General features: G+C 32.8%; 22 protein-coding genes and 2 tRNA genes. 4 read left to right on the top strand and 20 right to left on the bottom strand.

Annotation, left to right across the window (positions count from 1 at the left end):
* Window positions 1-10: 10 nt before the first annotated feature.
* The 3 genes from LC457_RS17780 to LC457_RS17770 all read right to left on the bottom strand — a co-directional run bounded on the left by LC457_RS17780 (window position 11) and on the right by LC457_RS17770 (window position 1,959).
* Window positions 11-592 carry a DUF4919 domain-containing protein gene (locus tag LC457_RS17780; protein WP_223601079.1) on the bottom strand — a complete coding sequence of 194 codons (582 nt, stop codon included), beginning with the start codon at window positions 590-592 and terminating at the stop codon, window positions 11-13.
* Window positions 579-1,235, bottom strand: coding sequence for a hypothetical protein (locus LC457_RS17775; protein ID WP_223601078.1), 657 nt, complete (start codon window positions 1,233-1,235; stop codon window positions 579-581). The genes LC457_RS17780 and LC457_RS17775 overlap by 14 nt, the downstream gene beginning before the upstream one ends.
* 334 nt (window positions 1,236-1,569) lie before the next feature.
* The gene (locus LC457_RS17770) at window positions 1,570-1,959 is read right to left on the bottom strand and encodes a VOC family protein (protein ID WP_223601077.1); all 390 of its coding nucleotides are present in this window, start codon (window positions 1,957-1,959) and stop codon (window positions 1,570-1,572) included.
* A gap of 262 nt (window positions 1,960-2,221) precedes the next feature.
* Here LC457_RS17770 and deoD point away from each other — a divergent pair, with 262 nt between their 5' ends.
* Window positions 2,222-2,932 (top strand): purine-nucleoside phosphorylase, encoded by a 711-nt coding sequence (gene deoD / locus LC457_RS17765; protein WP_047424056.1) that lies wholly within the window; start codon window positions 2,222-2,224, stop codon window positions 2,930-2,932.
* 60 nt (window positions 2,933-2,992) lie between these two features.
* On the opposite strand, the gene LC457_RS17760 is transcribed toward deoD, so the two are convergent.
* The 6 genes from LC457_RS17760 to LC457_RS17735 form a co-directional block, all read right to left on the bottom strand.
* Window positions 2,993-3,778 (bottom strand): TatD family hydrolase, encoded by a 786-nt coding sequence (locus tag LC457_RS17760; RefSeq protein WP_223601076.1) that lies wholly within the window; start codon window positions 3,776-3,778, stop codon window positions 2,993-2,995.
* A gap of 111 nt (window positions 3,779-3,889) precedes the next feature.
* Window positions 3,890-3,966, bottom strand: a tRNA-Leu gene (locus tag LC457_RS17755).
* Between the two features lie 3 nt (window positions 3,967-3,969).
* A tRNA-Gly gene (locus tag LC457_RS17750) sits at window positions 3,970-4,041 on the bottom strand.
* Window positions 4,042-4,128: 87 nt separating this feature from the next.
* The gene (locus LC457_RS17745; protein ID WP_223601075.1) at window positions 4,129-5,493 is read right to left on the bottom strand and encodes an SDR family oxidoreductase; all 1,365 of its coding nucleotides are present in this window, start codon (window positions 5,491-5,493) and stop codon (window positions 4,129-4,131) included.
* Window positions 5,494-5,635: 142 nt separating this feature from the next.
* Window positions 5,636-6,286 carry a hypothetical protein gene (locus tag LC457_RS17740; RefSeq protein ID WP_223601074.1) on the bottom strand — a complete coding sequence of 217 codons (651 nt, stop codon included), beginning with the start codon at window positions 6,284-6,286 and terminating at the stop codon, window positions 5,636-5,638.
* Between the two features lie 2 nt (window positions 6,287-6,288).
* Window positions 6,289-7,002 carry a DUF434 domain-containing protein gene (locus tag LC457_RS17735; RefSeq protein ID WP_223601073.1) on the bottom strand — a complete coding sequence of 238 codons (714 nt, stop codon included), beginning with the start codon at window positions 7,000-7,002 and terminating at the stop codon, window positions 6,289-6,291.
* 297 nt (window positions 7,003-7,299) lie between these two features.
* On the opposite strand from LC457_RS17735, the gene LC457_RS17730 reads away from it, so the two are divergent.
* Window positions 7,300-8,139 (top strand): DUF4822 domain-containing protein, encoded by an 840-nt coding sequence (locus LC457_RS17730; protein ID WP_223601072.1) that lies wholly within the window; start codon window positions 7,300-7,302, stop codon window positions 8,137-8,139.
* Window positions 8,140-8,220: 81 nt separating this feature from the next.
* Here LC457_RS17730 and LC457_RS17725 read toward each other — a convergent pair whose 3' ends face one another.
* The 4 genes from LC457_RS17725 to LC457_RS17710 form a co-directional block, all read right to left on the bottom strand.
* Window positions 8,221-9,270, bottom strand: coding sequence for an MBL fold metallo-hydrolase (locus LC457_RS17725; RefSeq protein ID WP_223601071.1), 1,050 nt, complete (start codon window positions 9,268-9,270; stop codon window positions 8,221-8,223).
* Between the two features lie 12 nt (window positions 9,271-9,282).
* On the bottom strand, window positions 9,283-10,863 hold the full coding sequence (locus LC457_RS17720) for a Na+/H+ antiporter (RefSeq protein WP_223601070.1): 1,581 nt from the start codon (window positions 10,861-10,863) through the stop codon (window positions 9,283-9,285).
* A 133-nt stretch (window positions 10,864-10,996) separates the two neighbouring features.
* Complete coding sequence (locus tag LC457_RS17715) at window positions 10,997-11,713, bottom strand: hypothetical protein (RefSeq protein ID WP_223601069.1); 717 nt, start codon at window positions 11,711-11,713, stop codon at window positions 10,997-10,999.
* A 99-nt stretch (window positions 11,714-11,812) separates the two neighbouring features.
* Window positions 11,813-13,564: an alkaline phosphatase gene (locus LC457_RS17710; protein ID WP_223601068.1), complete on the bottom strand. Its 1,752-nt coding sequence runs from the start codon at window positions 13,562-13,564 to the stop codon at window positions 11,813-11,815.
* A 286-nt stretch (window positions 13,565-13,850) separates the two neighbouring features.
* On the opposite strand from LC457_RS17710, the gene LC457_RS17705 reads away from it, so the two are divergent.
* On the top strand, window positions 13,851-14,294 hold the full coding sequence (locus LC457_RS17705) for a hypothetical protein (protein WP_223601067.1): 444 nt from the start codon (window positions 13,851-13,853) through the stop codon (window positions 14,292-14,294).
* Between the two features lie 72 nt (window positions 14,295-14,366).
* On the opposite strand, the gene LC457_RS17700 is transcribed toward LC457_RS17705, so the two are convergent.
* The 5 genes from LC457_RS17700 to LC457_RS17680 all read right to left on the bottom strand — a co-directional run bounded on the left by LC457_RS17700 (window position 14,367) and on the right by LC457_RS17680 (window position 22,296).
* Window positions 14,367-16,082, bottom strand: coding sequence for a helix-turn-helix domain-containing protein (locus tag LC457_RS17700; RefSeq protein ID WP_223601066.1), 1,716 nt, complete (start codon window positions 16,080-16,082; stop codon window positions 14,367-14,369).
* Between the two features lie 775 nt (window positions 16,083-16,857).
* On the bottom strand, window positions 16,858-18,438 hold the full coding sequence (locus LC457_RS17695; protein ID WP_223601065.1) for an SIR2 family protein: 1,581 nt from the start codon (window positions 18,436-18,438) through the stop codon (window positions 16,858-16,860).
* Window positions 18,439-19,082: 644 nt separating this feature from the next.
* A complete protein-coding gene (locus LC457_RS17690) occupies window positions 19,083-20,165 on the bottom strand; it encodes a hypothetical protein (RefSeq protein ID WP_223601064.1) in 1,083 nt (360 codons plus the stop codon).
* Window positions 20,166-20,168: 3 nt separating this feature from the next.
* Window positions 20,169-20,426: a helix-turn-helix domain-containing protein gene (locus LC457_RS17685; RefSeq protein ID WP_223601063.1), complete on the bottom strand. Its 258-nt coding sequence runs from the start codon at window positions 20,424-20,426 to the stop codon at window positions 20,169-20,171.
* Window positions 20,427-20,685: 259 nt separating this feature from the next.
* Window positions 20,686-22,296, bottom strand: coding sequence for a reverse transcriptase/maturase family protein (locus LC457_RS17680; RefSeq protein ID WP_223601062.1), 1,611 nt, complete (start codon window positions 22,294-22,296; stop codon window positions 20,686-20,688).
* Between the two features lie 359 nt (window positions 22,297-22,655).
* Here LC457_RS17680 and LC457_RS17675 point away from each other — a divergent pair, with 359 nt between their 5' ends.
* Window positions 22,656-23,834, top strand: coding sequence for a hypothetical protein (locus LC457_RS17675; RefSeq protein WP_223601061.1), 1,179 nt, complete (start codon window positions 22,656-22,658; stop codon window positions 23,832-23,834).
* A 243-nt stretch (window positions 23,835-24,077) separates the two neighbouring features.
* Here LC457_RS17675 and LC457_RS17670 read toward each other — a convergent pair whose 3' ends face one another.
* Together LC457_RS17670 and LC457_RS17665 are read right to left on the bottom strand one after the other, a co-directional pair.
* Window positions 24,078-24,692, bottom strand: coding sequence for a hypothetical protein (locus tag LC457_RS17670; RefSeq protein ID WP_101240819.1), 615 nt, complete (start codon window positions 24,690-24,692; stop codon window positions 24,078-24,080).
* A 2-nt stretch (window positions 24,693-24,694) separates the two neighbouring features.
* Window positions 24,695-25,654, bottom strand: a complete 960-nt coding sequence (locus LC457_RS17665) for a TM2 domain-containing protein (protein ID WP_223601060.1) — start codon at window positions 25,652-25,654, stop codon at window positions 24,695-24,697.
* Between the last annotated feature and the right edge of the window lie 133 nt (window positions 25,655-25,787).

Here is a 25,787-nt window from a genome sequence, read left to right as displayed (position 1 = left end):
ATTTAAAAAATTAAAATTTCCACCATTTTTTCTTGTGGGGTTTCTCTTCGTCTTTACTTTCTGCCTTTTCATTTCTTTTGCTGAATGAAAAAGCGAGTCTCTGATAAGGATCTTTGATATCAAAGTACAGTTGCGTTCCGTCATCAAGTGTAAGGACATCCATGATTTTATCTCCATCTTTAACCAGATTTTGGGATACGTCCTGTTTGTTGAGGTGATGCCTTGCTAAATCTCTTTCGTCAGAAATTCTTGTAATCATATAGGGAGATTCTTTGGTTCCGTCTCCGGTTCTTTCAAGACACTCAAAAATAATCTGAGCGATTGTCATTTCAATACTCCTTCCTTTTTCATCACCCAATTCCTTGTATGCAAAATATTTATAAATATGGGCTCTCGGGCTTAACAGAATATTGACATTTACATATTGTATAACTTCTTCAAATTTTCCTTCATTGAGTAAATTCTGGATGTTTTCAATGTCTTCGGAATAAGGGTCATATTCAGGATCATTGATTACCAGCTCACGACATTTCAGAAAGGTTTCTTTAGTAGGGTCAGTTAAAAATTCAAATACTTTCTCATACGTTTTCATTGTTTTCCTCGGTTATAGTTTTTAGTTCTCGCCAGAATGCGTCTTTGTGAATTCCGAATTCGGCTGTTATTAGTTTATTGATGAACGGAATTTCCGCCAGTTTATAATCTTTTTTTTCAACAATTCTTTCCAGATAGAGTTTTCTATAGGTTGTGTCTTTCAATTCTTCCTGCCAATTGATATTTTTCAGATCGAGATCATACCCGATTCCTGAATAATGAAACTGTGTCAGAATATTTTCCAGCATGGCAATTAAAGGATCTTCCGGATCTACAGAGTTTAAAGCAACAATAACTTGTGGTAAAAACCTCAATGATAAGTCTGCGGATAAGATAGAAGAGATATTCCGGCTTCCTTTAAATACGGGAATAAGATTTTCAATATTTTTCTCTGTGTTTTCTCTGATCAGATAAAGCTGTGCGCTGTGATAGAGAATTTTTGCTGCCCATACGGCAGTTTCCTTATTACAGGTAAGTTGGTCAGATAGAAACTCCAGTCTTTCTTTTTCAAATTCTGTTTCAAAATAATCTCCTGCTTCCGCCTCTTCCTGAGGGGAAATTTGCTGTAAGCTTGAGAAGAGGGTAATACATTCCTCCTTACGAAGCAAAAAGATCGTGTCTAAAAACGGTGACTTGGTTTCCATGATCTAACAAAAATAAAATTATTTCGTTGAGAATAAAATTTTTAAAGTGAAGATTCATGTTAAATATGGATTCTTTGGAGTAATTATAAGGTTGGAAAACGCAAAGACGTTAAGCTGAAATCTTTATACTGTTTTTAAGGCGCTAGAAAATCAGAGATTTTCAGCAAGGATAAGACTCAATAATTTGCTTTATTAGGATTATAATTTGTAGTATTAATTTTATCGGAGATAAATCCTTGCGACTTAATACACAGCACTGATTAAGTTTTGCGCCTTTGCGTTTTCCAACCTATTAAGAGATTGCTTCGTCGCTGAAGCTTCCCGTAATGACGGTTTAGGCTACGATTTCAATAATATTGTTTTCCGGGTCAAGGATTACACTTTCATAATAACCGTCTCCGGTGGTACGTGCTTCTCCCGCAACTGTATATCCGTCTTTTCTTAACGTCTCTGTAAGTTCATCTACTTTTTCTATGCTGTCTACTGAAAATGCAAGATGGATGATTCCATACTGTTGGGATTCGTAAGAATTTTTGCTTTCTCTGAGATCTGGTTTGGTCATAATTTCAAGACGGCAGCCATTATCAAAGCTTAAAAAGTAAGACTGAAAATTTTTGACAGGATTATGGTATTTTTCATTGGAAACAGCTCCGAAATATTTCTGATAAAATGCTCTGGATTTTTCAAGGTCTTTAACCCAGATGGCAATATGTTCTATTCTCATTTAAAAAAAAATTATTGTTTTACTTCTGCAAAACTAGTCTGACTGCTTCCACCATACCTGCTCCGTATTATTCTTTTATTGTTCTGCATTTACCAGATTACTTTTTGAATTATACAAAAGACTTCATATATAATATTATTTAAAACATTTATTGATAACATCTTATATATTCTGTTGATCTGAGAAGGCTTCCCTGTTTCCATTATCGTAATCATGGAGACAATCTAAAAGTTATTATCTTTGCTCCATTCAAAATAACATTATGAGTATTCACATCAGTGCAAAAAAAGGAGAAATTGCCAAAGTAGTATTGCAGCCGGGGGATCCGCTTCGTGCACAGTATATTGCTGAAAATTATTTAGAAAATGCTAAGCTGGTAAGTAAAACCAGAGGAATTTTTTATTATACAGGTCTTTATAAAGGAAAAGAGATCACTGTAGGAGCTAGTGGAATGGGTTTCCCAAGTATCGGGATCTATTCTTTTGAGTTATTTACAGAATATGAAGTAGAGACAATTATCAGAATCGGGACTTGTGGTGCTTACAATACGGATCTTAAACTTTTTGATATTTTAAATATTGAAAATGCTGCCAGCGAAAGTACTTATGCCAAATATGCATGGGGAATTGAAGATGAAATCCTTCCTCACCAGGGAAATATCTTTGGTACCATCAATGAAACGGCTAAAGAATTATCATTAAACGCTAAGGCAATCAACATCCACAGTAGTGATATTTTCTACAGAAAAGATCCTGCTACTCCTGAAATTGCTACAAAATACAACTGCCCTGCTGTAGAAATGGAAGCGTTCGGTTTATTTGCCAATGCTCAGCACTTAGGAAAAAATGCTGCGACTATCCTTACCGTAACGGATATTATCCCTACGCATGAAAAAATCTCTGCTGACGAAAGAGAAAAAGCTTTGAACCCAATGATGGAACTGGCTTTAGAATCAGCAATAAAGAGTCTGTAAAAGTAGAAAGACAAATTTGTTTATAAAAAAAGAGCTTTACTTTATCAGTCGAGCTCTTTTTTATAGTCTGAAAAAATTTCTGGCCGTTTCTGTAGTCTCGTCTGCGACATCGGAAATACTGATTCTCTTCAAATGAGCAATTGTTTGTGCTACATAAGGTAAAAAGGAGGGTTCATTTCGTCTGTTCTGCATTCTAGGCATATTTTTCGGAAGCATAAATGGCGCATCTGTCTCAATCATCATCCGGTCAAGAGGAACATATTTTATAACGTCTTCGAGATGTTTAAATCTTTTCTCATCACTGATAGCTCCGGTAAATCCTAAATAAAATCCTTTGTCCAGATAGATCTTCGCTTCATCCAATGTTCCGGTAAAGCAATGTACAACGGCTTCAGGTAATTGGGAAAGGTATTCATCTGTGATGTCATTAAATCTTTTAAATGCGGATCTTTCATGAAGAAAAAGTGGTTTATTGACTTCTATAGCCAGTTCCAGCTGGGCTTTATAACATTTTTCCTGAGCAGGTCTGGGGGAAAAATCACGGTCAAAATCCAGTCCGCACTCACCTACTGAAATTACATGATCCTGTTTTAATAATTTCCTGAGTTCAATGATGCTTTCTTCGTTAAAAGATTTGGCATCGTGAGGATGAATCCCTGCTGTCGAAAATAAAATTTCCGGATACTCTTCTGCAATCTCAGCAGATTCTTTACTTCCTCTCACGCTGGTTCCTGTAAGAATCATATGTTCTACTCCCTGGTCCAAGGCCCGGTTGATAATTTCTTCGTGTTCATTATAGAACTGTTTATTGGTCAGATTAATGCCAATATCAATGTATGTGTTCATTTTGTTTTATTTTATGATATTTTCTTAGGGAGATAAGCGTGATTCGAACACGCAACCATTCTGTGCAGGAATGATTTTTCCATTTAAACTATTATCTCCATTATTTATATTTGGGAGGTACAGCAGGATTTGAACCTGCAACTCGTCCGTTTCTTAGACGTATTTTTCTCCTTTTAAACCATGTACTCCTGTGAAACGGGCGGGAATTGAACCCGCAGCCTCTGGCGTGGAAGGCCAACGCTCTTCCGTTGAGCTACCGTTTCTATGATGGGAGATAAGCAGGAATCGAACCTGCAACTCATTTCAGCAAAATGTATTTTTCCATTATTACTATTATCTCCGTATGGATTTTACCAGGTATGAACTTTATAATTTTTCAATAAAATTCCACTGAAGTGATTTCCTTTTATTCCTTCTATCACGGGATGTAGAATTCTCGCTGCTCCATCTACTGAATCCAGCGGCGGAATGTACCCCATTTCAAACTGCTTTTTTCTGAGACTTTCTTTCGCTCCTGTAGAAATCCATCCTACGTCTACAGCACTCATATAGATCTGATCATTTTCAAATTCTTTTGCAGACGTCAATGTCATCATATTCAGAGCAGCCTTTGTCATATTGGTATGCGGGTGAAAAACCGTTTTATTTCCATAGCTGAAAATTCCTTCTGATGAGGTTACATTGATGATGAATTTTTCTTTAAATGCTGAATTTCTCATCAATGGTTTCAGTTCTTTGATCAGGAAGTAAGGCGCTATATGATTGATGAGATTTACTTCCACCAATTCATACATGGAAACTTCCTCCAAAGTAGAATTCCAGCTGGTTTTGTCTCTGTTATCCACAGGCTGTCCAAAACGGGTAAGTGCTACCTGAGTTTCTTCATTTTGGGCATATTCCAGTTTTGCTGTTTCGCTTGAAATTTCTGTCTGATTCGGAATCAGAGTCTGAATATTTTTAAATTCTACAAGTTTTTCTTTTTCACGTTTTATAATCGGAAGATAATATTCATCGGGATATTTTATGGTCTGGGCAGCATTATTGATCAGGATATCCAGCGTATCAAAATTGAATTTATAAAAATTGATAAAATCCTGAATAGCTTTTAGATTTCTTAAATCCAGACCGTAAATCCACAATCTGTCTTTCCAGTTGTCATAATCTGCTTCCTGCTGCATCAATTCCATCGCCAGTGCCGGAAAACGGGTTGTCAAAACCAAATTGGCCCCATTTCTCAATACTTTCAATGCGGTGGCAAAACCTACCTTCACTCTTCCTCCTGTAAGGATTACGTTTCTTCCTGTAAGATCTGCCGTTTCAAAACGTTTTTCATAGTTTTCTTCAGCACAGACAGGACATAATCTGGAATAAAAAGAATGTGCATACTGATAACTCTGGTTACAGCAGTAGCAGTTTTTGGGAATCTGAAGTTTTGTAAGTTGTACTTCTTCTTTTTCATCATCATAAAAATCAGAAACGCCTGCCAATGCCTTCTGCATCAATACAGAGGCAGAATTCACCGCCAGGTCATGAGATTTCATTTCTGAATAATTCCCATGACGGCTTTGTTTTTTGGCACTTTTATGAATTTTTGTAATCAGCCCTGAAAATATTTTATTATCAGGATTCAGGAAAGGGTTTTCTTTCAAGGCATTCAAAACCTTGAGACATGTTTCCCATTCTTCGGTTGAAAATCTTTGGTCTGATTGATTCATAGCTTCTGATTTATGTCTGCAAAACTATAAGTATTCTGCGCAATGTTTTTACGCAATAAAAAAAGAATGAAAAAAGACTAAAAATATAGGTGAACGCTTACTATAATCTGAGATTTTTTATTTTCCCGTAGTTGGTACAGATTTATTCGTTAAGAAATTTTTCCAGAAAGCCGATTAACTTTGTTCCTCCATGGCTCCAGCGGATTCCGTGGCCATCTTTTTCTCTGACTTCAAAAACCAGTTTGTGTTTGTAATGGAAGAAAACATTCCACCAGGTTCTGTTGTCAAGGATATCAAGGATTTTCGCCATTACTTTTTCCTGTTTCTCTTGATTGTTTCCTTTGATTTCTCCCCAAAAGTCGTCATCCATTCTTCCAATATGTTTTTCCCAGGCTCTCTGTGCAATGGTAATTTCACTATTGAAAGGTTCCTGACATGCATTGATCAGCGTTGTTTTCAAGGGTGGAATCCCATTTTCATCACGAATGCTTGCTGAGGTTAATCTTTGTCCTAAGATATTCAGCCAATGTTCAAAAGGAATTGTTTCTAAAAGTTGTGTTTTCACCTCATCTGAATTGTTACTTTCAATAATGGTGATAAATTTTTCAAAGCTTTCTTTCCTGTCAATGATTATTTCTTCATTAAAATAAGGAAGGTGTAACTCTAAATTATTTTGCTTAAATCTACTAATATTTTCCCCCAGAGCTTCCAGATGTTCTTCTGCTAAAACAGCTTTATATGTGCTTTTCCATGTTTCTGAAAACAGAGGAATGTAAGGTTGAAACAAATTCATACTTACTTCGTTTTGATGAGATTAACAGAAAGATTTTCTTCGTGAATCAGATAACCAATCAGATTAAACCATTTTTTACAGTGATCAAGAATCCAGGCATCAGAAGAAATAATAATTTCTGAACTTTCAGCCAGAAATTTATCCGGACTAAACTGCAGATCAGCTTCCCAGTTGAGTTGGTGTTGTTCTGCAAATTCAAGAATAATCTGTTTAATTCGTCCGCTGTTGGAAACCGGCTTGTCAAATATCCAGACAAGCTTCTGAATCTGATTTTTCTTGTAAAAAGCAGCCGTCAATTCTACCGCTCTTACCGTCTGATTGACTCTTTTATAGGTTCCATGAACTCCGGAAAGGTCTCTGAAACAGCCATCCAATCCTTCAAATATATATGCTTCGGAAAGCAGACTTTCCAATAAAATCAGAACATTAAAACCATCAAGGTAAACCGTTTGCCCTTTTAAATCTAAAGTTTCTACGTGTTTCGATTCTCTGTTAGAAAGTTGGGAATCTGATGCTGATGCCCCCCTTAAAGCCTGTAGTTGGCGGGTTTTCAATCTATATCGGTTACCAACAAGGTCTGAAGTCGCTTTTTCCGGGTACTCTCTGGTCAGAAGATACCGCATATCCTCAACAGCCAGTTTCAGTTTACTGATCTGTTTCTCTGAACCAAACAAGGTATCATCGCCCGTGTTTTTTCCGCGGTTTCTGTTATTCATACTCAAAAATAGAATTTTTGGTGAATTTTTAGGGTAAAAAATATGTTTTTATCCAGGAATATTAAAACCACCCCGTCAAAAATTCTTTGAATTTTCGCCACCCCTCCAAAAGAGGGGAATTCCCCCTATCAATAGTAATGTTTGCCAATATTGATATCTTGAACAGAATTCAATATTAACATTATTTCCTTTACCTCAATTCATGATCTGTTATGTTTTCTACAACAAAAGAGATATTCTGTACAACGTTTTGATATTTATTAGAAATAAGTTTGCAAAGACTTAAAAAATACCCTTATGAATACACTGAAAAAATTATGTTATCTGTCTGTAGCGGCACTGTTGTCAGCATCTTTCGTTGCATGTTCAAGTGATGACAATGAAATTATTATTGAACAGCAGACTCCCTCACAGGTACTTTCATCTACTCCATGGGAAACTACCGGAGCTAAAGATAAAAACGGAAATAGTGTAGCACTTACAGATGCCAGCGTGGCCGGATATGTAGGTTTTGCTTACTTCAAGGCAGACGGAAAGTTTGCCATCTATAATCTGACTGATGTATTGAGATCTATGGGAACATGGTCTGTAGATGCTCAGGGAAAAACAAGAACAATTGCCGCATTGAACCCCGATGGAACTGCTATTTTCACCCGTGATGTTGAGATTCTTGTTTTGAACAAAAATGAATTCACGTACAGAATCCGTCCTAATTCAGGTGATCCTTCTGTGTATTATGACATCATCCACACAAGAACTTCTCATATGGAACCCACCAACGGACAGCTTACATTAGCTTCTACTCCATGGGAAACAACCGGTGCGAAGGATAAAAGCGGAAATAATGTTGCATTAAATGATGCCAGTGTTGCCGGATTCGTAGGATATTCTTACTTCAAAGCTAACGGAACTTTTAAAATTTTCGGATTAAATGATGTATTGAGATCGGAAGGTACATGGTCTATTTCTCCTGACGGGAAGAAGAGAACTCTTACCACTCCAACTTTTACACGTGTTGTGGATATTCTGGTTCTGAATGAAACAACGTTCACTTACAGAATTACTCCTGATACCAATACACCAGCTGTATTTTACGACATCATTCATACGAAGGTTAACCATAAGGAACCTTTGTAGTGATTACTTTTTTGATAAGAGGGAAGAAACCTGCTCAGTAATGGGCAGGTTTTTATATTTAAACTAAAAGGAATGTATGCATTACCAACAGTCCTCCCACCATTTTTTCCAGGTTATGGTTCCCAATTGGTTCAGGTCTACTTTTTCACCAATCATGGGAAGGGTAATGGGGATATTATTTTCTTCTGCATTTTTTGAGGCCAGTTCTAAAGGTTCATACCATGCGTGCTGAGCCAGCTTAAATTTGGAATTGTGGACAGGAATAAAATTATTGGCTTTCAATTCTTTTATTTCTGTGATGAGCTGATCCGGCAAAGTGTGAATGTAAGGCCACTTTTCGTTATACTGTCCGTTTTCCATAATGGCCAGATCAAACGGGCCATATTTATCTCCAATTTCTGTAAAATGATTTCCATAACCGCTGTCTCCGCCCAAAAATAGTTTTTTCGTAGGTGTTTTTAAAACAAAGGAAATCCAGAGTGAGATATTACGGTTCAGTAATCTTCCTGAAAAGTGTCTTGCAGGGGTAAGCGTAATTCTGAAACCTTCCGCGATGTCTATACTTTCCCACCAGTTTTTTTCGATAATTTTGTCAAAATCCCAGCCCCAGTATTCGAAATGCTGGCCCGTACCCAAACCACAAATGACTTTACCAACTTTATCTTTTAATTCCTGAACGGTTTTATAATCGAGATGATCCCAATGGTCATGTGAGATAAGCAGAAAGTCAATCTCCGGCATGTGTTCCGGTTTATAATAATCTGCTCCCTGAAAAGCTTTTATCGAACCCGGCATTGGGGAAGCATTTCCGCTGAAAACGGGATCTATCAGAAATTTTTTGCCATCTACCTGTATGAAATAGGAACTGTGCCCGAACCATACCAAAACATTTTCTTCCGGATGAAGGTTCTTTAGATCTGTTATTACAAATGGGAGTGCCGTTTTTGGCGAAGTATTTTCCACCTTACACAAAGTATGGAAAAGTACTTTGGTCATACTTTCTCCTTCCAGTAAAGAAGGTGTTGTCAATATATTCTGAAATCTCCCATTAAGATAATTGGGAAGTGTATTAAAATATTCTTTTCTTTTTTCATCGGGAAATTGCCCGAGCTGTTTTTTTAAATTTTTCATTCCCTTTATTTTTTACATTCTGAGCCTTTCTTCTTCAAGGTCCAGTCTTGTTAGATAATGTCTTATATATTCTTCGTCAATATTCGGGTTGCGCCTGTTTTCCTCCCGCAGCCAGATTCTTTGCTGTTCGAGGGTTTCAAAATAGATTGCTTTAGCTTCTTCTGACATCTTATGAATGGAATCTTCTTTATCCTCCTGTTCCCAACGATCCATGAGTTTGCTAAAATATTCATTTTCGCTTCTTCTTTCTTTATAATTTTCATCCAGATATTTAAAAGCTATCCTGCGCATTTCCCTTCTCAGAAAATGTTCAGATTCTTCCTCAGACAAATATCCTCCTCCGGCATCAGATAAATTGAGTTTTTTGATCAAAGCAGGTAATGTAAGCCCCTGGACAATCAAAGTGGCAAGAATTACAATAAAAGTAATGAAGAGAATAAGATCACGATGTGGGAAAGGCTGCCCGTTTTCCATCACTACCGGAATAGATAATGCCGCTGCAAGAGAAACCACTCCGCGCATTCCCGTCCAGCCCATCAGTATTGGAGCTTTCATTCCGGGGTTTCTATCGGCTACATTAATAAAGTTTCTCATAATCAATGTTACAAAAACGGCACCGAAAGAAGAAAGCAAACGAACAATAATCAGTACAACTGTAATCAACAGTCCATAACCGACAGCATCGGATAGACTTATTCCTTCTTTGTTTAAACCTACCATAATTTCCGGAAGATCCAATCCGATGAGTAAGAATACGATTCCATTGATCAGAAATACAAAACTTTCCCAGACATTGGAACCTTTTAACCTGGATTGTGAAGTTCTGAAAATTTCATGTCTTCTTACGGAAAGGAATAATCCTCCGCTCACTACAGCCAATACTCCCGAAGAATGAACTTCTTCCGCGGCAATGTACATCACATAAGGAGCTACCAGGCTAAGGATAGCATCCATATTAACATCGGTAGGGAATATTTTTTCAATTTTAAGGAATACAAAAGCTAATATGACTCCAATTCCCAGACCTCCGAAGACCATCCATCCAAAACTAGTGGCCGCATCCTGCCATATAAACTGTCCTGTAGCCACCGCTACCATTGCAAACCTAAAAATGATCAACGAAGAAGCATCATTGAACAGGCTTTCCCCTTCTAAAACGGTTGATAGATTTTTAGGAACTTTTACAAATTTTAAAATAGCTCCGGCACTCACAGCATCCGGTGGCGATACAATTCCGCCCAATACAAAGCCTAATGCCAATGAAAATCCGGGAATGTATGAATTTGCTACAAAAGCAACAGTTATTGCGGTAAGAAAAACCACAATGAAGGCAAAACTGGTAATGATTCGCCTCATTTTCCATATTTCCTTCCATGAAACGGCGAAGGCTGCTTCATATAAAAGCGGAGGCAGGAAAATAATAAAAATCAGTTCGGGATCAATTTTTAACACCGGCAGTCCAGGGATAAAACTGATAAGAAGTCCTGCGATAACCAGTATGATAGGATAGGCTACTTTCAGCCGATTGGCCAGCATAATGGCCCCGATAATGACAAGGACCAGTCCTAAGTAATAAATAAAATTTTCCACCATTGCTTTTCAATTAATTTTAAATCATGTCTCTGTTTACCAAATAACAAAATTTAAAAGAAAAATAAATATAAGCATAAGATTTTGAGAAGTGAGAATAAATTTAATAGACTGTGAAATTTTTGCCGGATGATGTTTAGTGTAAATAAATCTGATCTTTAGAAAGCCATTTAACAAGTCCAAGCATAATACATCCCAATATTGAACCTAGCAGGATTAATACAGCTAAAGTCTTCGCAAATACTGTCCAATATTCCTTTTTATCAAATGTAAAATCTACAGGATTGATATTGTATGCAGTATAAACGGAAGGATTTATACGCAAATCCGGTCTGAAGTAAACAATTCCCTGAATATATTTTCTCCGTAAAGCATTGAGATTGACAATATAGCTGCTGTAACCTGCGTCCACTCCATCAAAATCTATATTTATTACAGAGTCATTGTGTTTTACTTTTAATACATAGATTTTATTTCGGGGGCTAAGATCTACATCATATTCATCTGCAAGGTTATATTTTTCCAGATCATCGTAAAGAATATGGTCTGTTGTACCATTTTTTCTTTCGTAATGAACTCCCTTATCATCAACTATAATCTTTTTAACTTCTCTGTTTCTGACTGTCTTCTGGTAAAGAATAAAACGGTACAAACCAAAACCTAAGGCCGGATAGTACAATATTGATACTACAACAAGTATTGTAACATTTTTACAAATCATAACAGGCAATATCAATAACACTAAAGACATCACCAGTAATAAAAGTGCAGCCGACGTTCGGGTCAGCCAGGTCATGAACCTCCATGATTTAGAAACTAACGGCAAAAAATCTTTTCTTACATCCTCTTGCATCTGTTCAAGATACGAAAAAAGTAAATACCATAAAAGAGCCATAGTGGCACACCATGACTCTTTTTACTAAATTGAAAATAAGATATAATTAAATTGAAACTATGAAATCGTATGTGTTTTTTCTGTCGTTGTATTGTACGTATCGGAGATGACATTGTCTACAAATCTCCATTCTGCCACGGAACTTCCCATTGTAAATTTCACATGCAGATACCCTCTTTTATAGAGATTGGCATAATCAAGATCATCAATCAGTAATGAAAAAGCCTGCGCCAGTTCTATTGCTTTTGTAGGATCAGACGTGATTCCCAGATAGCCTTCCAATCCCGGAGAAGAAACGGAGCTGCACGCCAGTTCGGTTCCGATAAATTTGCCTTGAGCATCAGTTAACTTTCCTAACCACGCATTGTGGGTATCTCCTGCCAATACCACTACATTTTTCCCTGCAAGAAGGGAATACAGCTGTTCTCTTTCTATGAAATATCCATCCCACGCATCCAAATTATACGGCAAAGTAGTTGTGATTCTTGCAATTTCCTGTGGTGTTAATGTCGGATCCTGCTGTTGGTGTCTTGTCTTAAGAATAATTAATTGTGTGATGGTATTCTGAAGAGCCTGCATGGTGGCCGGCTGTGCGCTTCCATGTTGTTTTATTTCTGCTAAAATCTGATTCAGTAACATCAGAAGCTCTGCAGGAACCATCATTTTAGTCATTAAAATCTGCTGTCCGAGTACTTTCCATTTTGCAGTATCTCCATTGATCTGAGAACCCAGCCATGACATCTGTTCGTTCCCGATCAGTTTTCTGCTGCTACTCAGAAAGTCTGTTTTAAATTGTACCTGATTGAAATTTCCAGCATTATCGAGATAATCAGAATATTCCATTTGTTTATCTCTTGCAATCACCCTCGTGTCCATCATGTAAAGAGAAACGACATTTCCGAAGTTGAAGCTTCTGTAAATTCTCATATCTTTCCCCGTTTTAAGAGGAATATATTCACTGTACGCTTGGAAAGCTGCCATTTTTCTAACCTGGAAATCACCTTCATTCGGTTGATGATTTTCTGCTCCGGTTTTATAGGTATCATTGGCAAATTCATGGTCATCCCAAACACAGATAAATGGTTTTTTCTGATGAAGAAGCTGAAGGTTTTTGTCACCTCTGTACTGTCTGTAACGTTCTCTGTAATCGCTGAGGTTAAGAATTTCCTTAGCCGGCTGATGGGCTCTTCCTAATTGATTGGTATAAGGGTTTGTTCCATATTGTCCCGGAGCATATTCATAGATGTAATCTCCAAGATGTACCACTACATCGGCTTCAGATTTAGCAATCGCCCCATAGACATTGAAAAGTCCTGCAGGAAAATTGGAACATGACACCACAGCCATTTTCACATCATTTACAGCATCTGATTTTGAAGGCAAAGTAAGGGTTTCCCCTGTTACACTTGCTTCTTTAGTTTTGATATTATAGAATCTGTAGTAATATTTTGTATTGGAAGAGATATTCTGCACATCTACGGCTACCGTAAAGTCATTCACTCCAGTAGCATTGGCCTGGCCTCTTCTTACCACTTCTGAAAAGTTGCTGTTTTTACTGATCTCCCATGTAATTTCCGCATCTGTACCCTTAGAATATCTTGTCCAGATGATGATTCCCGTAGCGCTTGGATCAAAGCTTGCTACTCCGGATTCAAATCCTCCGTTTTTAAGATCGTCAGGAGCATTACCGTTTTCAGTGAAATCATCGCTACAGCTTTCAATTAAAGGGGCAATGAAAATCCCTCCGGCTGCCAATAGTGAATTTTTAAGAAATCTTCTTCTGTTGAATTGGTTGTTGTTTTCCATCATTACTTTTTTTGCAAAGCAACGGTATCTGTGGAAGAAGGCTGTTAACTGAATTTTAAATGTATTTTATGATTTTTTAAACAAATGTTTAATGTTGTGCATAGGAAATTTAAAAGTATAAAATGTCTCTTTTTAAGAAAATAAGAGTGGGAATTTATGTAAATATTTTTAAAAGTTGTTCTGCTTTTTTATTACATTCACCAGGCTAATAATTATGATTAATGATATGACTAAAAAAATCATTCTTTCGCTATTTCTCTTAATAACCGGATATTTTTTCTATAACCCAATGATCATAGCCTTAACAGCTGTGAAAGATCCTGAATCTATTCACTTTAAACCTGATCAGGTATTTAAATTAAAAGATATTCCTGAACTGAAAAGTTCTCAAAATATGGCTGTATATATTACTTTAACTCAGGAAGACCGAAAAAATCTCAGCCCCACAATTCCTAAATGGAAAGTTTTAAAGTCTGACAATACAGCTTTGATACACGATCTGCTTAATTGTAATTTCAGGTATAACAATTCAGATGTCTCAACAATACAAAGTAAAATGTATGTATACTCCGACAATGTATTAGTTTTTGAAAGTGAAATTTCTCTTGATAAAAACAGTTTAGGACTCCAAAACAGAACTACAGGCTGGACAACACCTGTAGATAATAATCATTTGCTTACTATTATAAGTCAGTTTGACAGATATAAATTACCGATTTTGATTCTTAAGTGAATCTTTGATAAATAAAAATTATTTGAATTATGCAGAAAATACGTTCTATACTAAAACTATATGTGTTTTATTTTAATGTGAAATTGATTTCTCAATCTCTTTAATATAAATAGATGGAGTAGTTCCTGTTTTTTTCTTAAACGCAATCGAAAATGCCTGTACGTTATTATAACCTATTTCTTCAGCAATAACCGGTAATTTATAGGAACGAAATTTTTTATCTTTTACAAGTTGATCTAACGCATAATCAATACGTAAATCATTAAGATAAGTTGTGAAATTTTTACCTTTATGATTGTTGATGATTTCTGACAGATAGCCAGTATTGGTTTTTATATTTTTTGCCAGACTTGTTAATGTAATACCATTTTTTAAAAAATGAAGCTTGTTTTCAAAAGTATCCAAATCCTTTAAAATAGATTGAACAACCTCTTCGGGAAGAGCTTTATTTGTTTTGCTGCCGCTTTCAACTTTTACCGGCTGATATATTTCTATTTGTTTTCCGTTTTGATGTTGAATTGTTTCTGGACTTCTTTTTTCAATTAAATGAATTAAATCCTGAGCAATTTTTTGATGTTTTTTTTCGCCTTTTTTAGATTTATAATAAAAATAAGTAAGAAAAAATAATATTAATGTTAAGACACTAACGGAAACATACAAAAATGTTTTTTTATTTTTTAATTCCTTTATTATATCTTCTTTTTCCTGCAGAAGATTGGGGGTATCATATTTTTGGTGCAACTCTGTTGATAAATATCGAAATTGTTCATCTAGTTTTTTGTCAACTTTTAGAAAACGGTCAATATAATAGAGTTGTTTTTCCTTATCGCCACTTTCTCTATAATAATCTATTAGAAAAGTATATATATCTGTCAATTCCGGAAAGGTAATCTCTGTTTTTTTGATATTGGAATCTATTTCAGTGAAATATTTTATCGCCTCTTGCTTATTATTTAATTCATTATAACATTTTCCAAGGCTATATAATACATAATTTTGATTGTTATCATTAATACTTGAAAAGTAAGCATATGCCTTTGTTAGTTCAGCAATAGCTGTCTGATAGTTTTTAGTTGCAAGATTGAGCTGACCGGATAAATATAAATATTGATTCATATTATATTTATTCTTTCGCACAAAAGGAGAATTGAGACCTTCCTGAATAAAAAAACCGGCAGAATCAATTTTATTTATTTTAATATAGCAGTAGACAAGACTTACCCGCATTTGATCATGCTGATATTCATCTGTTATATTTTGGGAGTTCAATAAATGATATCTAAAAATTTTTGCAGCTTCTTTATTTCTTCCCATATAACTATTCAAATAGGCAATATTCATATTTGCATAAGCTATCTGCTTTACATTTTTTTGCTTTTTTGAATACTCTAAACCTAAAATATAATTATCAAGGGCAGCTTTTAAGTTACCATACTTATAATATAGGTTTCCTTTTATGATAAATGTTCTGGCAGGGTATATATCTCCTTTTACATTTTTTGTAATCATGGCCAGACTATCAATATATTTTAACGCCAATGGGAAATCTTCAGTTAAATGCATAAGATTATAACCTTCTGCAATTTCAAGAATATTTTTTTCCTTTTTTGCTTTTGTTAAATAGTATTGAGAAACAGCTCTAGCTTCTAATCTCTTGTTATCTTCATCATAAATGGTAAATTTATTTTTTAACTCTTCATAATTCCATAGTCTTAAACTATCAATTTTGTTTTGAGTAAAAAATAGACTGTAAAGGAAGGTAAATAAAAGTAAAAATATCTGTTTCATTAATTTTTCTATACTCTACAAAAATATTCATTTACCTTTAAAAGGAAATAAAAAAGCACCCACATTTCTGTAAGTGCTTGATTTATTGTGGTCCCACCTGGGCTCGAATATTTTTTATTTTTTCCTTTATTTATGGGAATTTCAAGCAATTGTATTTAAAAAGGGGAAAGTATAGGGGAAAAATTATTTTTAATAATTGTATAATTTGTTTTTTTAAGGAGCTTTTAATCAAAAGATATATGCATACGTCCTCAATATTAACAAAAGCTTCTCGATTAACATTCAATATTTCTTCACATTTACGTTGAATTTGCTGATTAAATTAATTGATATAGTATCTAAACATTCATTTTCTAAAATTCTTATATTATATTTGTAAACCTACAAATACTAAGGGAGGTAATTTTAACTAATACTTTTTGAGCCATGCGATTGAAGTTAGATGTCAAAATTTCCTCACGGTTCGTGAGAACGTTAACTTGGGCAGTTATAAAGCTAGTAGCTTTATTTCTTGCTACGAAGTAGTATTTTTATTACTTCCTACCTATGGGATTAGAATACTAATCATTAATAAAGAATAGGGAGATTGAAACAAGAAAACATCTCCCTATTCCCAATAGGAGAAGAAGGTCTTGTCCCTCCCTTGGTTTTGTAAATCTTATTAATTTGAATTCAATTAATAAGATTTATTTGCTTTTAAAAAATTATCAAATAAACCAGCTTCTTTTGGCTCTATTATAACCTATTTATTAAGAATTTTTAAAAAATACAAAACTTATCTCTGAAGCTTATATTTTAGATAGTCGTATAAACAAATTAATTTTCTTAAAGATGTATTTAAATCCTCTTTTTTTAAATTTTTTGCTTTAATAAAAGAGTATAGTTCTTCAACGTTAATTTTATTAATTTCTAATAATGGTATATACAATATTTGATGTCTTTCGATTTCATTAGCAATTAGTTCGGAAACAGAATTGTATGTATCATTAACATAATCTTTTTTTAATAAATAATTATTAGAGGGATAAAAATCAGTTTCCTTTATATTATTTATTAAGTTTATGAAGTCAGGCGAAAGCTCTTTGGTTTCATCATTCGCAGGAATTAATCCTTCATCGTTTAAAAGATTGGCATTCCTTAAATACTTAAAATACGGTAAATATTTTCCTTGCATTTCAGATAGTGCATTCTTACTAACAGATAATGGATCAAAATTTAAATCATCTTCAATAGAATCTATTAATAAATCTCTGGAATCAATACCTTTTATACCTCGACTTGCTAGAGCATCTTTCAAGCCAAAACCATATACAAATTCTACATTTTCTAAATCCAAATCATCGATATTTGTATCATCTGCGAGATAAATCTTACTTTTTGGCTTAGAGCTTTTTACAAAATCATAAACCATTTCCTTCATATGCCTTAAAATTTTCAGGGGAAGTCTTCTATTATTATTAGCTAAAACACTGTAAAGTTCATTTAATGATTTATATCTTATTCTTTTTATAGGCAAATTTATTCTTCCATTACCAATCAAGTAATTACCATCAGTAATGCTCGTTTCTGTAATTGAATTATCTCTTTCACAGAAAATTAATCTATCTTTAAGTTTATCTATATTTTCTTCATCTAATATATTAATTATAGATTCTAAGATAGTGTGAATATTAGCATCACCAATTTTATACCCAATAAAAATTATAGGGTGCTCCATGAAAATAGTTAATAATTTAGCTGCTAAGTACGGATTTTTTTCGTGAAATAAATCATAATCACTTTTTGAGACTACTAAACTATTAGGTTCACTAACACACCCATGTATTTTATATATTTCTCCTACATCAAAGGAGTTATTAAAAATCAGTTTTTCCTGCCCAATAAAAACGTTAAAATCAGTAAAAGTTTTTTCCAAAAGCAAGTCCCAATTAGTAGTTAATATACCCTCAATATTAATCTTCTTAAATAGCCTGTATTCCTCTTCATAATCTGGATCTATTTCATAATTATTTTTTGATAAATATTTACAGATTTCAAATTTGAAAGGACTTTCCGTATTAATAGAATGTTTTTCAAAATCTATTCTACTTTCTTCAAAAATATCAGAGTTCCACCAGTTATCAAACAGGTCTGCTGCCATGTAAGTCGAGACCAAAGGAAAATCATTTCCCGCTTTTGATTTGTAGTAATGAAAGTTTTTAGATAATTTTATCTCTTTTGAAACATTATCTAATAAACTTCCCCAACCTTCCGTTTTTATATATCTAGTTGAGAAACCTGAGCCTATAAATAAGTAGGGAGAAGTGTTAAATATTTTCAAGTGTTTTTCTAAATCAGTTTCAAATTGAGTTTTCATAAATTATATTTATTAGTTTATATTTATAAATTATTTTGCAAGAGTAGAAAGAACTTAATATAGTAATTTATTTTCATAAGCTTTAAAAACCAATATCAATATTACTACCAGAGAGAACTTTATAATTTAGGACCCTTAATTAATTTCTCAATGTTTATATTTCTAATTACAAATCTAATACAAGGAAGCGACAAAAGATGTCGTAATATATTTTTAAATATGAAAATGAAATTTTACATCATATTTTAATTATTGAGCAAACCAATCTTAAAATTTTCCAATCAAGCAGTACTGTGTATTTAAATTACGATTCAATAAAAATGTTATAAAGAGAACCACTCATCACATTTTTAAAAATTATTTTTAAGGGCAAAAATTCTATTTTAAGTACCATAATAAGAAAATATATTACTGAAAGAAGAACATCGAAATTTGCCTTATTAATTAACCTCCTCGTGGTTATTAATTTGAATACAGGTTGAAAAAAACTACTTAATGAGCTATTGTAGATTCCCTATCTTATTCTTTACACGATAGCCCAATATTATTTTACTCGATTTAACAAGAAACTTTCCTAGCTTCCTTATACCCTTTACCCATATAATATATTTATACCTAATTTAAGTATTATATTACTCTTTATACTAAGAGCTTCTGAGTAATGAGTCAATTTTCTCGTCTAATTTAGCTCGAAATTCTTCCTTGAAACCATGTCTGAATTTTCGCTCATAATCATTATAAAATTCTCTGTATTCCTTTTTAAATTTTGATTGCTTTTCTTTCTTCATCTGAGGTAACAATTCCTCAAAAAAAACGTCTGGTGTAATACTTTTAATTCCTTGAAATTTCAATAAATTATCCATCGGCTTTTTTTCTTCGCCTTTAATCAGATCCATAACTTCTGGAGATACAACATCAATATATTTTATTTGTTGGTATAAATTTCCTACTGAGTAAAGCAGATAGTTCCAATTATCTCTGATTTTAGATAAATGATTAATTTTATCATCGAAATTTTTATTGTAAAAACCACTCACTTTTTCCACCTTAAGTTCAAAACGTAAAAAATAATTGTTCTTTGTTACTTTATCTTTCAGTTTCCTCTTATTCTTTGACTTAATGAAAAGCTCATTATTTTTATCCATTTTCTCTATTTTGTCATAAAATGAAACTGAAAAATTATTACCAATAAAGCTCACCCCATCCTTTCCGTAGATATTCTTTTCTGTTAGTCCACTAAAACTATTGAAACAACTTAAAATTCCATTCATTTTAATTGGTAATCTCAAAGTTACTCCTAGTTCTATTTTGGTCACTCTAGCATTCCACAAGCGTTTATTATCTATTTGAAATTCTTCAGCATAACTATTAATCTTCTTCACAAACGATTTGTACCCCAAATCAGCGAGTCTTCCATTTCCAAACCAATCTTTCCTGATATTTCTATGAATAATTAATTTGTTTTTTACATTATAGTCAACGTTAGGTAACCTTTTTGATATTTTATATTGAACATACTGAACATACAAATATTTGCTATATCTGCTTTTCAAAATTACTTTATCATCATCCGTTTCATCTTCATTAATATCTTCTTCAATGTGATTATTTTTATAAGTATAAACTATTGTACCTTCTTTATTAGGTCTGCTTTTAAAGAATTTTTCATTAAGAATTTCATCACTTAAATCTGCATTATCTACAACAAATTTTATTCTATCAACCATTTTTTATTTATTTAAGAATTTTTCAACATCAATTACTCTAACGTATATTTTTGAATTACGACCTTTCTGAACTACTTTTAACCCCATGGCTCTGTATCGATAAAAAGTTTTTTCACTAAACCCAAAATGCTCACAGGCTTCTTTCACTGTCAATAATTCCTTAAAATTACATTTTTCATTGATAAGATTTCTCAGCTGTTTAATTTCTTTTTTTAACTTTCGATTTTGTTTGAATACATACATTACTAATTTTTTATCCATTGCTTTAATTTTATTTGTTAAACAATTTTTATTTTAATTAACTGCAGTAACATTAAATGCATGGATTATTTCATGGAGTCATTTGATACCAAAAACAGAAAGCATTGATTTTCAGCAATAAAAAAACACATTGAAAAAAGCGACCAATTGATCGCTCTGTCATATTATGCCTAAATTAGGTTTACTGATTATGTAAGTTCAGCAAATGGAGGAACATTATCAAGAAATAAGAATTCACATCAACCTTTTTTAAATATCCTCAACTCAAATGTTTCTTTATTGCAGAATTAAGAATATGATCTTTCTTTCTCAGTTGCCTAACAAAAATATCATCTCCAAAGATTTTCTTGCATCTATTTAAATAACTGATATAATTTGATTTATTTTGATAATTGGAAGACTTTACTATTGAAGAAAATTCTCCCTTATTATTTTCAACAAGAAACACTTTATTTCTGAAAGATTGTTTTAATTCATTATCTTCCCCGTCTAAATCCCGTAAAGGTTTCTTATACAATTTTTTTACCTGATTTTTAAAAATCGCAATTTTGATATAAGGGGTTTTATTATTTTTTGCTCGTCCGGCTCTTCTTTTTACAATTGAAATTAATCTGCGATAAAATTTAGCCAAATTTGTTGATTTTATACAGACACTATACCCTCTAAATTCAAATCCTAAATAAATTAAAGGACTACCTATTTTTTCCTCGAAACCCATAATTTTTATAGATGTTAATCTTTTATCACCTGCATCATTATAGATTTCTTGTCTAAAAGTAAATTGCTCCGTTTTAGAACTACTTATCTCAAGATTACTTTCAAGAATTAATTTTTCAACAAATATTTTTATATTTTCAACATCACTACTGTTACAAACAACAATTATATCATCTGAATACCTTCTATAGAAACCTTTATGTTCTTTTACTATATAATCAACAATTCTTTTATCAAAATCTAAGAGATATAGATTGGCTAAGACAGCGCTTATTGGAAGTCCCTGTGGAATTCCAACCTGCACTTTACTATCTCCTCTTGGTTGAAAGAAAGGATTTTTATATATTCTTAATTTTCCTGTTTTTACAGCATTCCTAAAGTCAATATTAGATTCAAAAAAACATTTAAACCCTTTTTCTCTTCTTATTTTTGCAAGTTTTTTTTCATCAAATCCTGAACGTTTGCCATTCTTTTTAGTATTGATTCTTAAATCATCTTTTAAAATATAACGAAAATCTGTACAAGATTTAAAAACATTCTTATGGTCATTGGGAAGCTCTTTTTCGCCTATTAATGTCGCCCATTTTTTTTCCAAAAGTTCATGATCTAAACTAGAAAAAAAACCTTTGATATCAAATGTTAACACACTTACTTCGGAACTCTCTAAACTTCTTTCTTTTATCTGGTCAAAAACTTCTTTTGCAAAATGAATTGTACTTTTACCTTTTCCGGTATCTTCTAAAAGGATCTTTCGGTAAGCATTAACAGATTCATTTAAAGAAGAATCCTTAATCAGTTCTTTTTCATACAATTCATTTAATTTTGAAGCATAATATCCATAAATTAAAGCATCAAAATGACTTGCGTAATGAAGAGGTCTTTTTTTAGCCGTTTTTTCAAAACTTCCATCTAGTTTCTTTAGATTATGACATCTATTAGATTTATTGTTGTATTTATTTTTATCTACCTTTTTATATTTTCTCTCTTTGATAATTGAGTGCATTAGAGGATAAAAAGCATACTTAGCAATAAACTTAGGATTTTCGATTTTTGATTTGTAGATTCTCCAATTACTGGAAATCTGTAAACTTTTGGATATATGTAAATATCCTTTACTTTGCATCCAAATAGGCTTTTCTTGTTCAATTCTCATAAAAACACTCGTAGAAAGCTCTAGCAATAATGATTATTAGATTTACATACCTAACGGAAAGCGGACCAGTACCCATTAATTGAGTCATTGTAATGTTCGTAAAGATATATTGCAACTAATTGATGTTGCCCCTGTTATAAACCTAATAATATCAGAATTTATGTGTTTGGAGATTACAATTAAATTACTTATCTTAGTGCTTGAGTGCATTATATTCCTTCTAACGGGAATACTGCATTGCAAACCTTTTTCCTGCCAAAGGCAGTAAGACCGAAGTCCTATAGTCCTGACTAATTGTAAAAAATCAACTTTCTACGAGCAGATCAAATATAGGAAAATTAAAACTATTAACTATAATTATGAACTCGTACCAAATTGGCAATTTAGTATCATTAAAAAACCATCCTTTTATTTTAAGTTTGAATAGTAAAATTGGAGCTAATGCACTGATGACACCACCTATAATGGTAGTCACCGAAATTCTAAATCAAAAAAAGTACAATCCTGATTCTGAAGAAAAAGAGAATTTACCTGGTCAAGTTTTATGCACATTTTATAATACAAAAAATTCTTGTTATGAAAAACATTGGTTCAAAACTAATGAAATAATTGAGATTAAAAGGGTTGAAGGATCTGATGTAAAAAAAGATAATTCTACAGAAAACTACTCCTCATTAAAGACTAATTTCAAAGATAATCTTGTCGTTTTACTTTCTGCTGATGCAGAATTAGGAAAAAAGAAAATAAGTTGGTCAAAAGATAAAGATGATGAAAAGTTTAGAACAGAATCATATTTAGACTTTCTGCCACCTGTGATGACTGTGATAGATGTCATTGAAAACGACAAATTTTTAAAGGATCGGAGAAATTCAGACGATGGAGAAATTAAAAAAGACTCAAGCAAATATTTATTGAAGTGTAAATGGTTTAATCCTACTAAACAAACCTTTTCAGAAGAACTTATTCCATATAAAATTGTTGAAAAAGTTTCGATAGATTTCGATAAAATTGAAATTGTAAAAGCTGGCATAAAGGAGGAAAATTTATTTAAAATCCCGAGGGAAATCCAAATGGAACCAGATAAGAAAGATATGTTTAATTTTTCTTTAGTAGAAATTAAAGATATCATCATGCTAAATCATCGTGTAAAAATTCTATATAGAGATTTGCTCTCAAATAAAAACGAATCGTCTTTTTTAGAAAAAGTAGATATAGAAAAAATAAATTTAAAATTTGAAGACTTAATTGAGGAAAAATATCCTGACTATTCTTCCCGTTCTTACAACAATATTAATAAGTTAAAATGGGAAGGGAATAAATTTTACAAGATTAACTATACTGATAAAAAAGGTCGATTCACGACTAGAATTATAACAAATTGTGAAAAGACTGAATTTGAAACAGAAGATGGCGAAAAGGAAATATTTATTATAGCAAACTGTTTTTTAAGAAATGGACATATTAGACATTTTAAGCTTAAAAATGTAGGGGAAAGATTAACTCTCAAAAATGATTTTGAAAATTTAATTAAAAAATAATGACACTAGTACATTTTTAAAACTTCTCTCTTGTATTACTCAATCTCATACAAATTTAAAAGCCCGCTTTCCCTTTAGAATCGGGGCTTTTTCCTTTAGACTTCATAGAAACTCTTCAGAAAACCCTTACTTGCTTCTTCTTGTATTCTGACTTCTATTTTCACTTCTATTTTACTCGGTATTGCAGTAAAACATATCATGCTTTTACTTGCTTTCCTCTTGTTTTATTTTTCCTTCCAAATCTTATTTGTAATATTTGATTTTCTCAGCCTTCATAAAGCCTTCCAAATTTCTGAAGGTGATCTTATCTAAACTATTGGTAATACTCTGAATATACGCCTTGCTATTTTTGCATTTTCTGGAAGTAAAATCAATAACATTTCCATTATCATCTTTATATATTTCGGCTTTTTCCAGTTTTTCAGCTTTTACATTCATATAGGAAGCATAATATTTGACTTGGTTAGCACACGTTGTATCTAACAAAAAAAAATCTAAACTTTTTTCAGCTCCAACCAAAATTCCTTCTTCATTGAAGTAATAGTCATAAGATGTTTTGCTATCTCCAATATGCCCCCATAAATCATCAGATTTACTGATATAGACAATTTTATTATTTTTTCTAATGATTTTATAAAACATATCCCATTGAAATTCAAATTCTTCAAGCGGATTATCGGTTTTACTTTGTTTTATTCTACCGTCAGTCAGCTTAACGTATTCAGTAACTTTTGACGGTTGATTTTTCAAAACCCCTTTTACAAACAACTTAGTCTGCCTAAGCTCGTTTTCATAAGAATCCTGGGAGTAAAAAACTGAGAAAATGCAGAGATTGATAAGTACGATTAAGTTTTTCATGATTAATTGATTTTGATTGAATCTCCTTGCTGATATTCAACTTCAGAATTCTGGAATACTTTACTTTTTTCTCTCATTTCAGATTGCGCTTGGCTTTCTTTAGAATCAGTTCTTTCAAATTTTTGATATTTATTCGTCGATTCTATTACACTATATTCATAAGGTTTTGTTTTCCGCTTATTTTTATAACTTCCAAATTTTCTGTCTTTCAGATTTTCATCCTCATATATAATCTTTGTAAAACCCAAGAAGCCATAAGCAGTTATCAGATTTTGTTTATCATTTTCATCTTTATAGACTAATTTCCTTAGCAAAACAAGGTCTTCATCATATACCTTACTATTTTCATAACCATTCTCTGATAGAAATAAAGTTATAAAGCTCTGGGATTGCCTTTCACGGAGCTTCTCACCAGCAAAAAAATCTTTTATATTTTTGAAAAGTTGAGGCTGATAAGCCATAATATCATCAACAATCTTATTTTTCATCTCTGTATTATTGGGCTTTAAGAAGAAAGCAGAAACACTAAACAGGATGATTATACCAACGATTATATAAAATGAATAACTTTCTCCTGATTGCGTTTTTTGAGTGATGTAAAGATCATTTACAGCCTTTTTATTAACATCTTTAACCTCTGAATCACGACCTTCATCAGGAAACATGATTGAAATATCCCGTAATATCTCTAAAGCAAGATCATTATTATATTGTTCAACCATTTTAGGAATTCTAAAGAGATCAATAATTGCCCCAATAAAAAAACCTCCTGCTGTAAGGATATATAATATCAGCCAACCCCATTTTTTAAGATAGGCATAGTGCCACCCTAAAAGAAACCAGAGTAAGTAAGATATCCCTACAGATTTCTTTTGTCTTTCAAATTCGCTAATGAAGATTCGTTGTTGTTCTGAGTTCAGCTCTCGAAATTTTTTCTGAATCAGATAAGAAAAGTTTCCCATGATTATTAGTAACCATTCAGTTCCAAAACGGCAATTTAATCCATAGAAAAAGCGTGGAACTTTAAGCCAATCCGTACAAGAGGTACCGCTAAGAACCCGATAACCAGATATGACTTATCGCCCACGCCAATAG

This window comes from Chryseobacterium sp. GVT01B (genome assembly GCF_019970045.1).
In the GTDB taxonomy this organism is placed as follows: Bacteria; Bacteroidota; Bacteroidia; order Flavobacteriales; family Weeksellaceae; genus Chryseobacterium.
The sequence above is the reverse complement of the archived record's forward strand: the minus strand, read 5'-3'. Positions and strand labels throughout refer to the sequence as shown.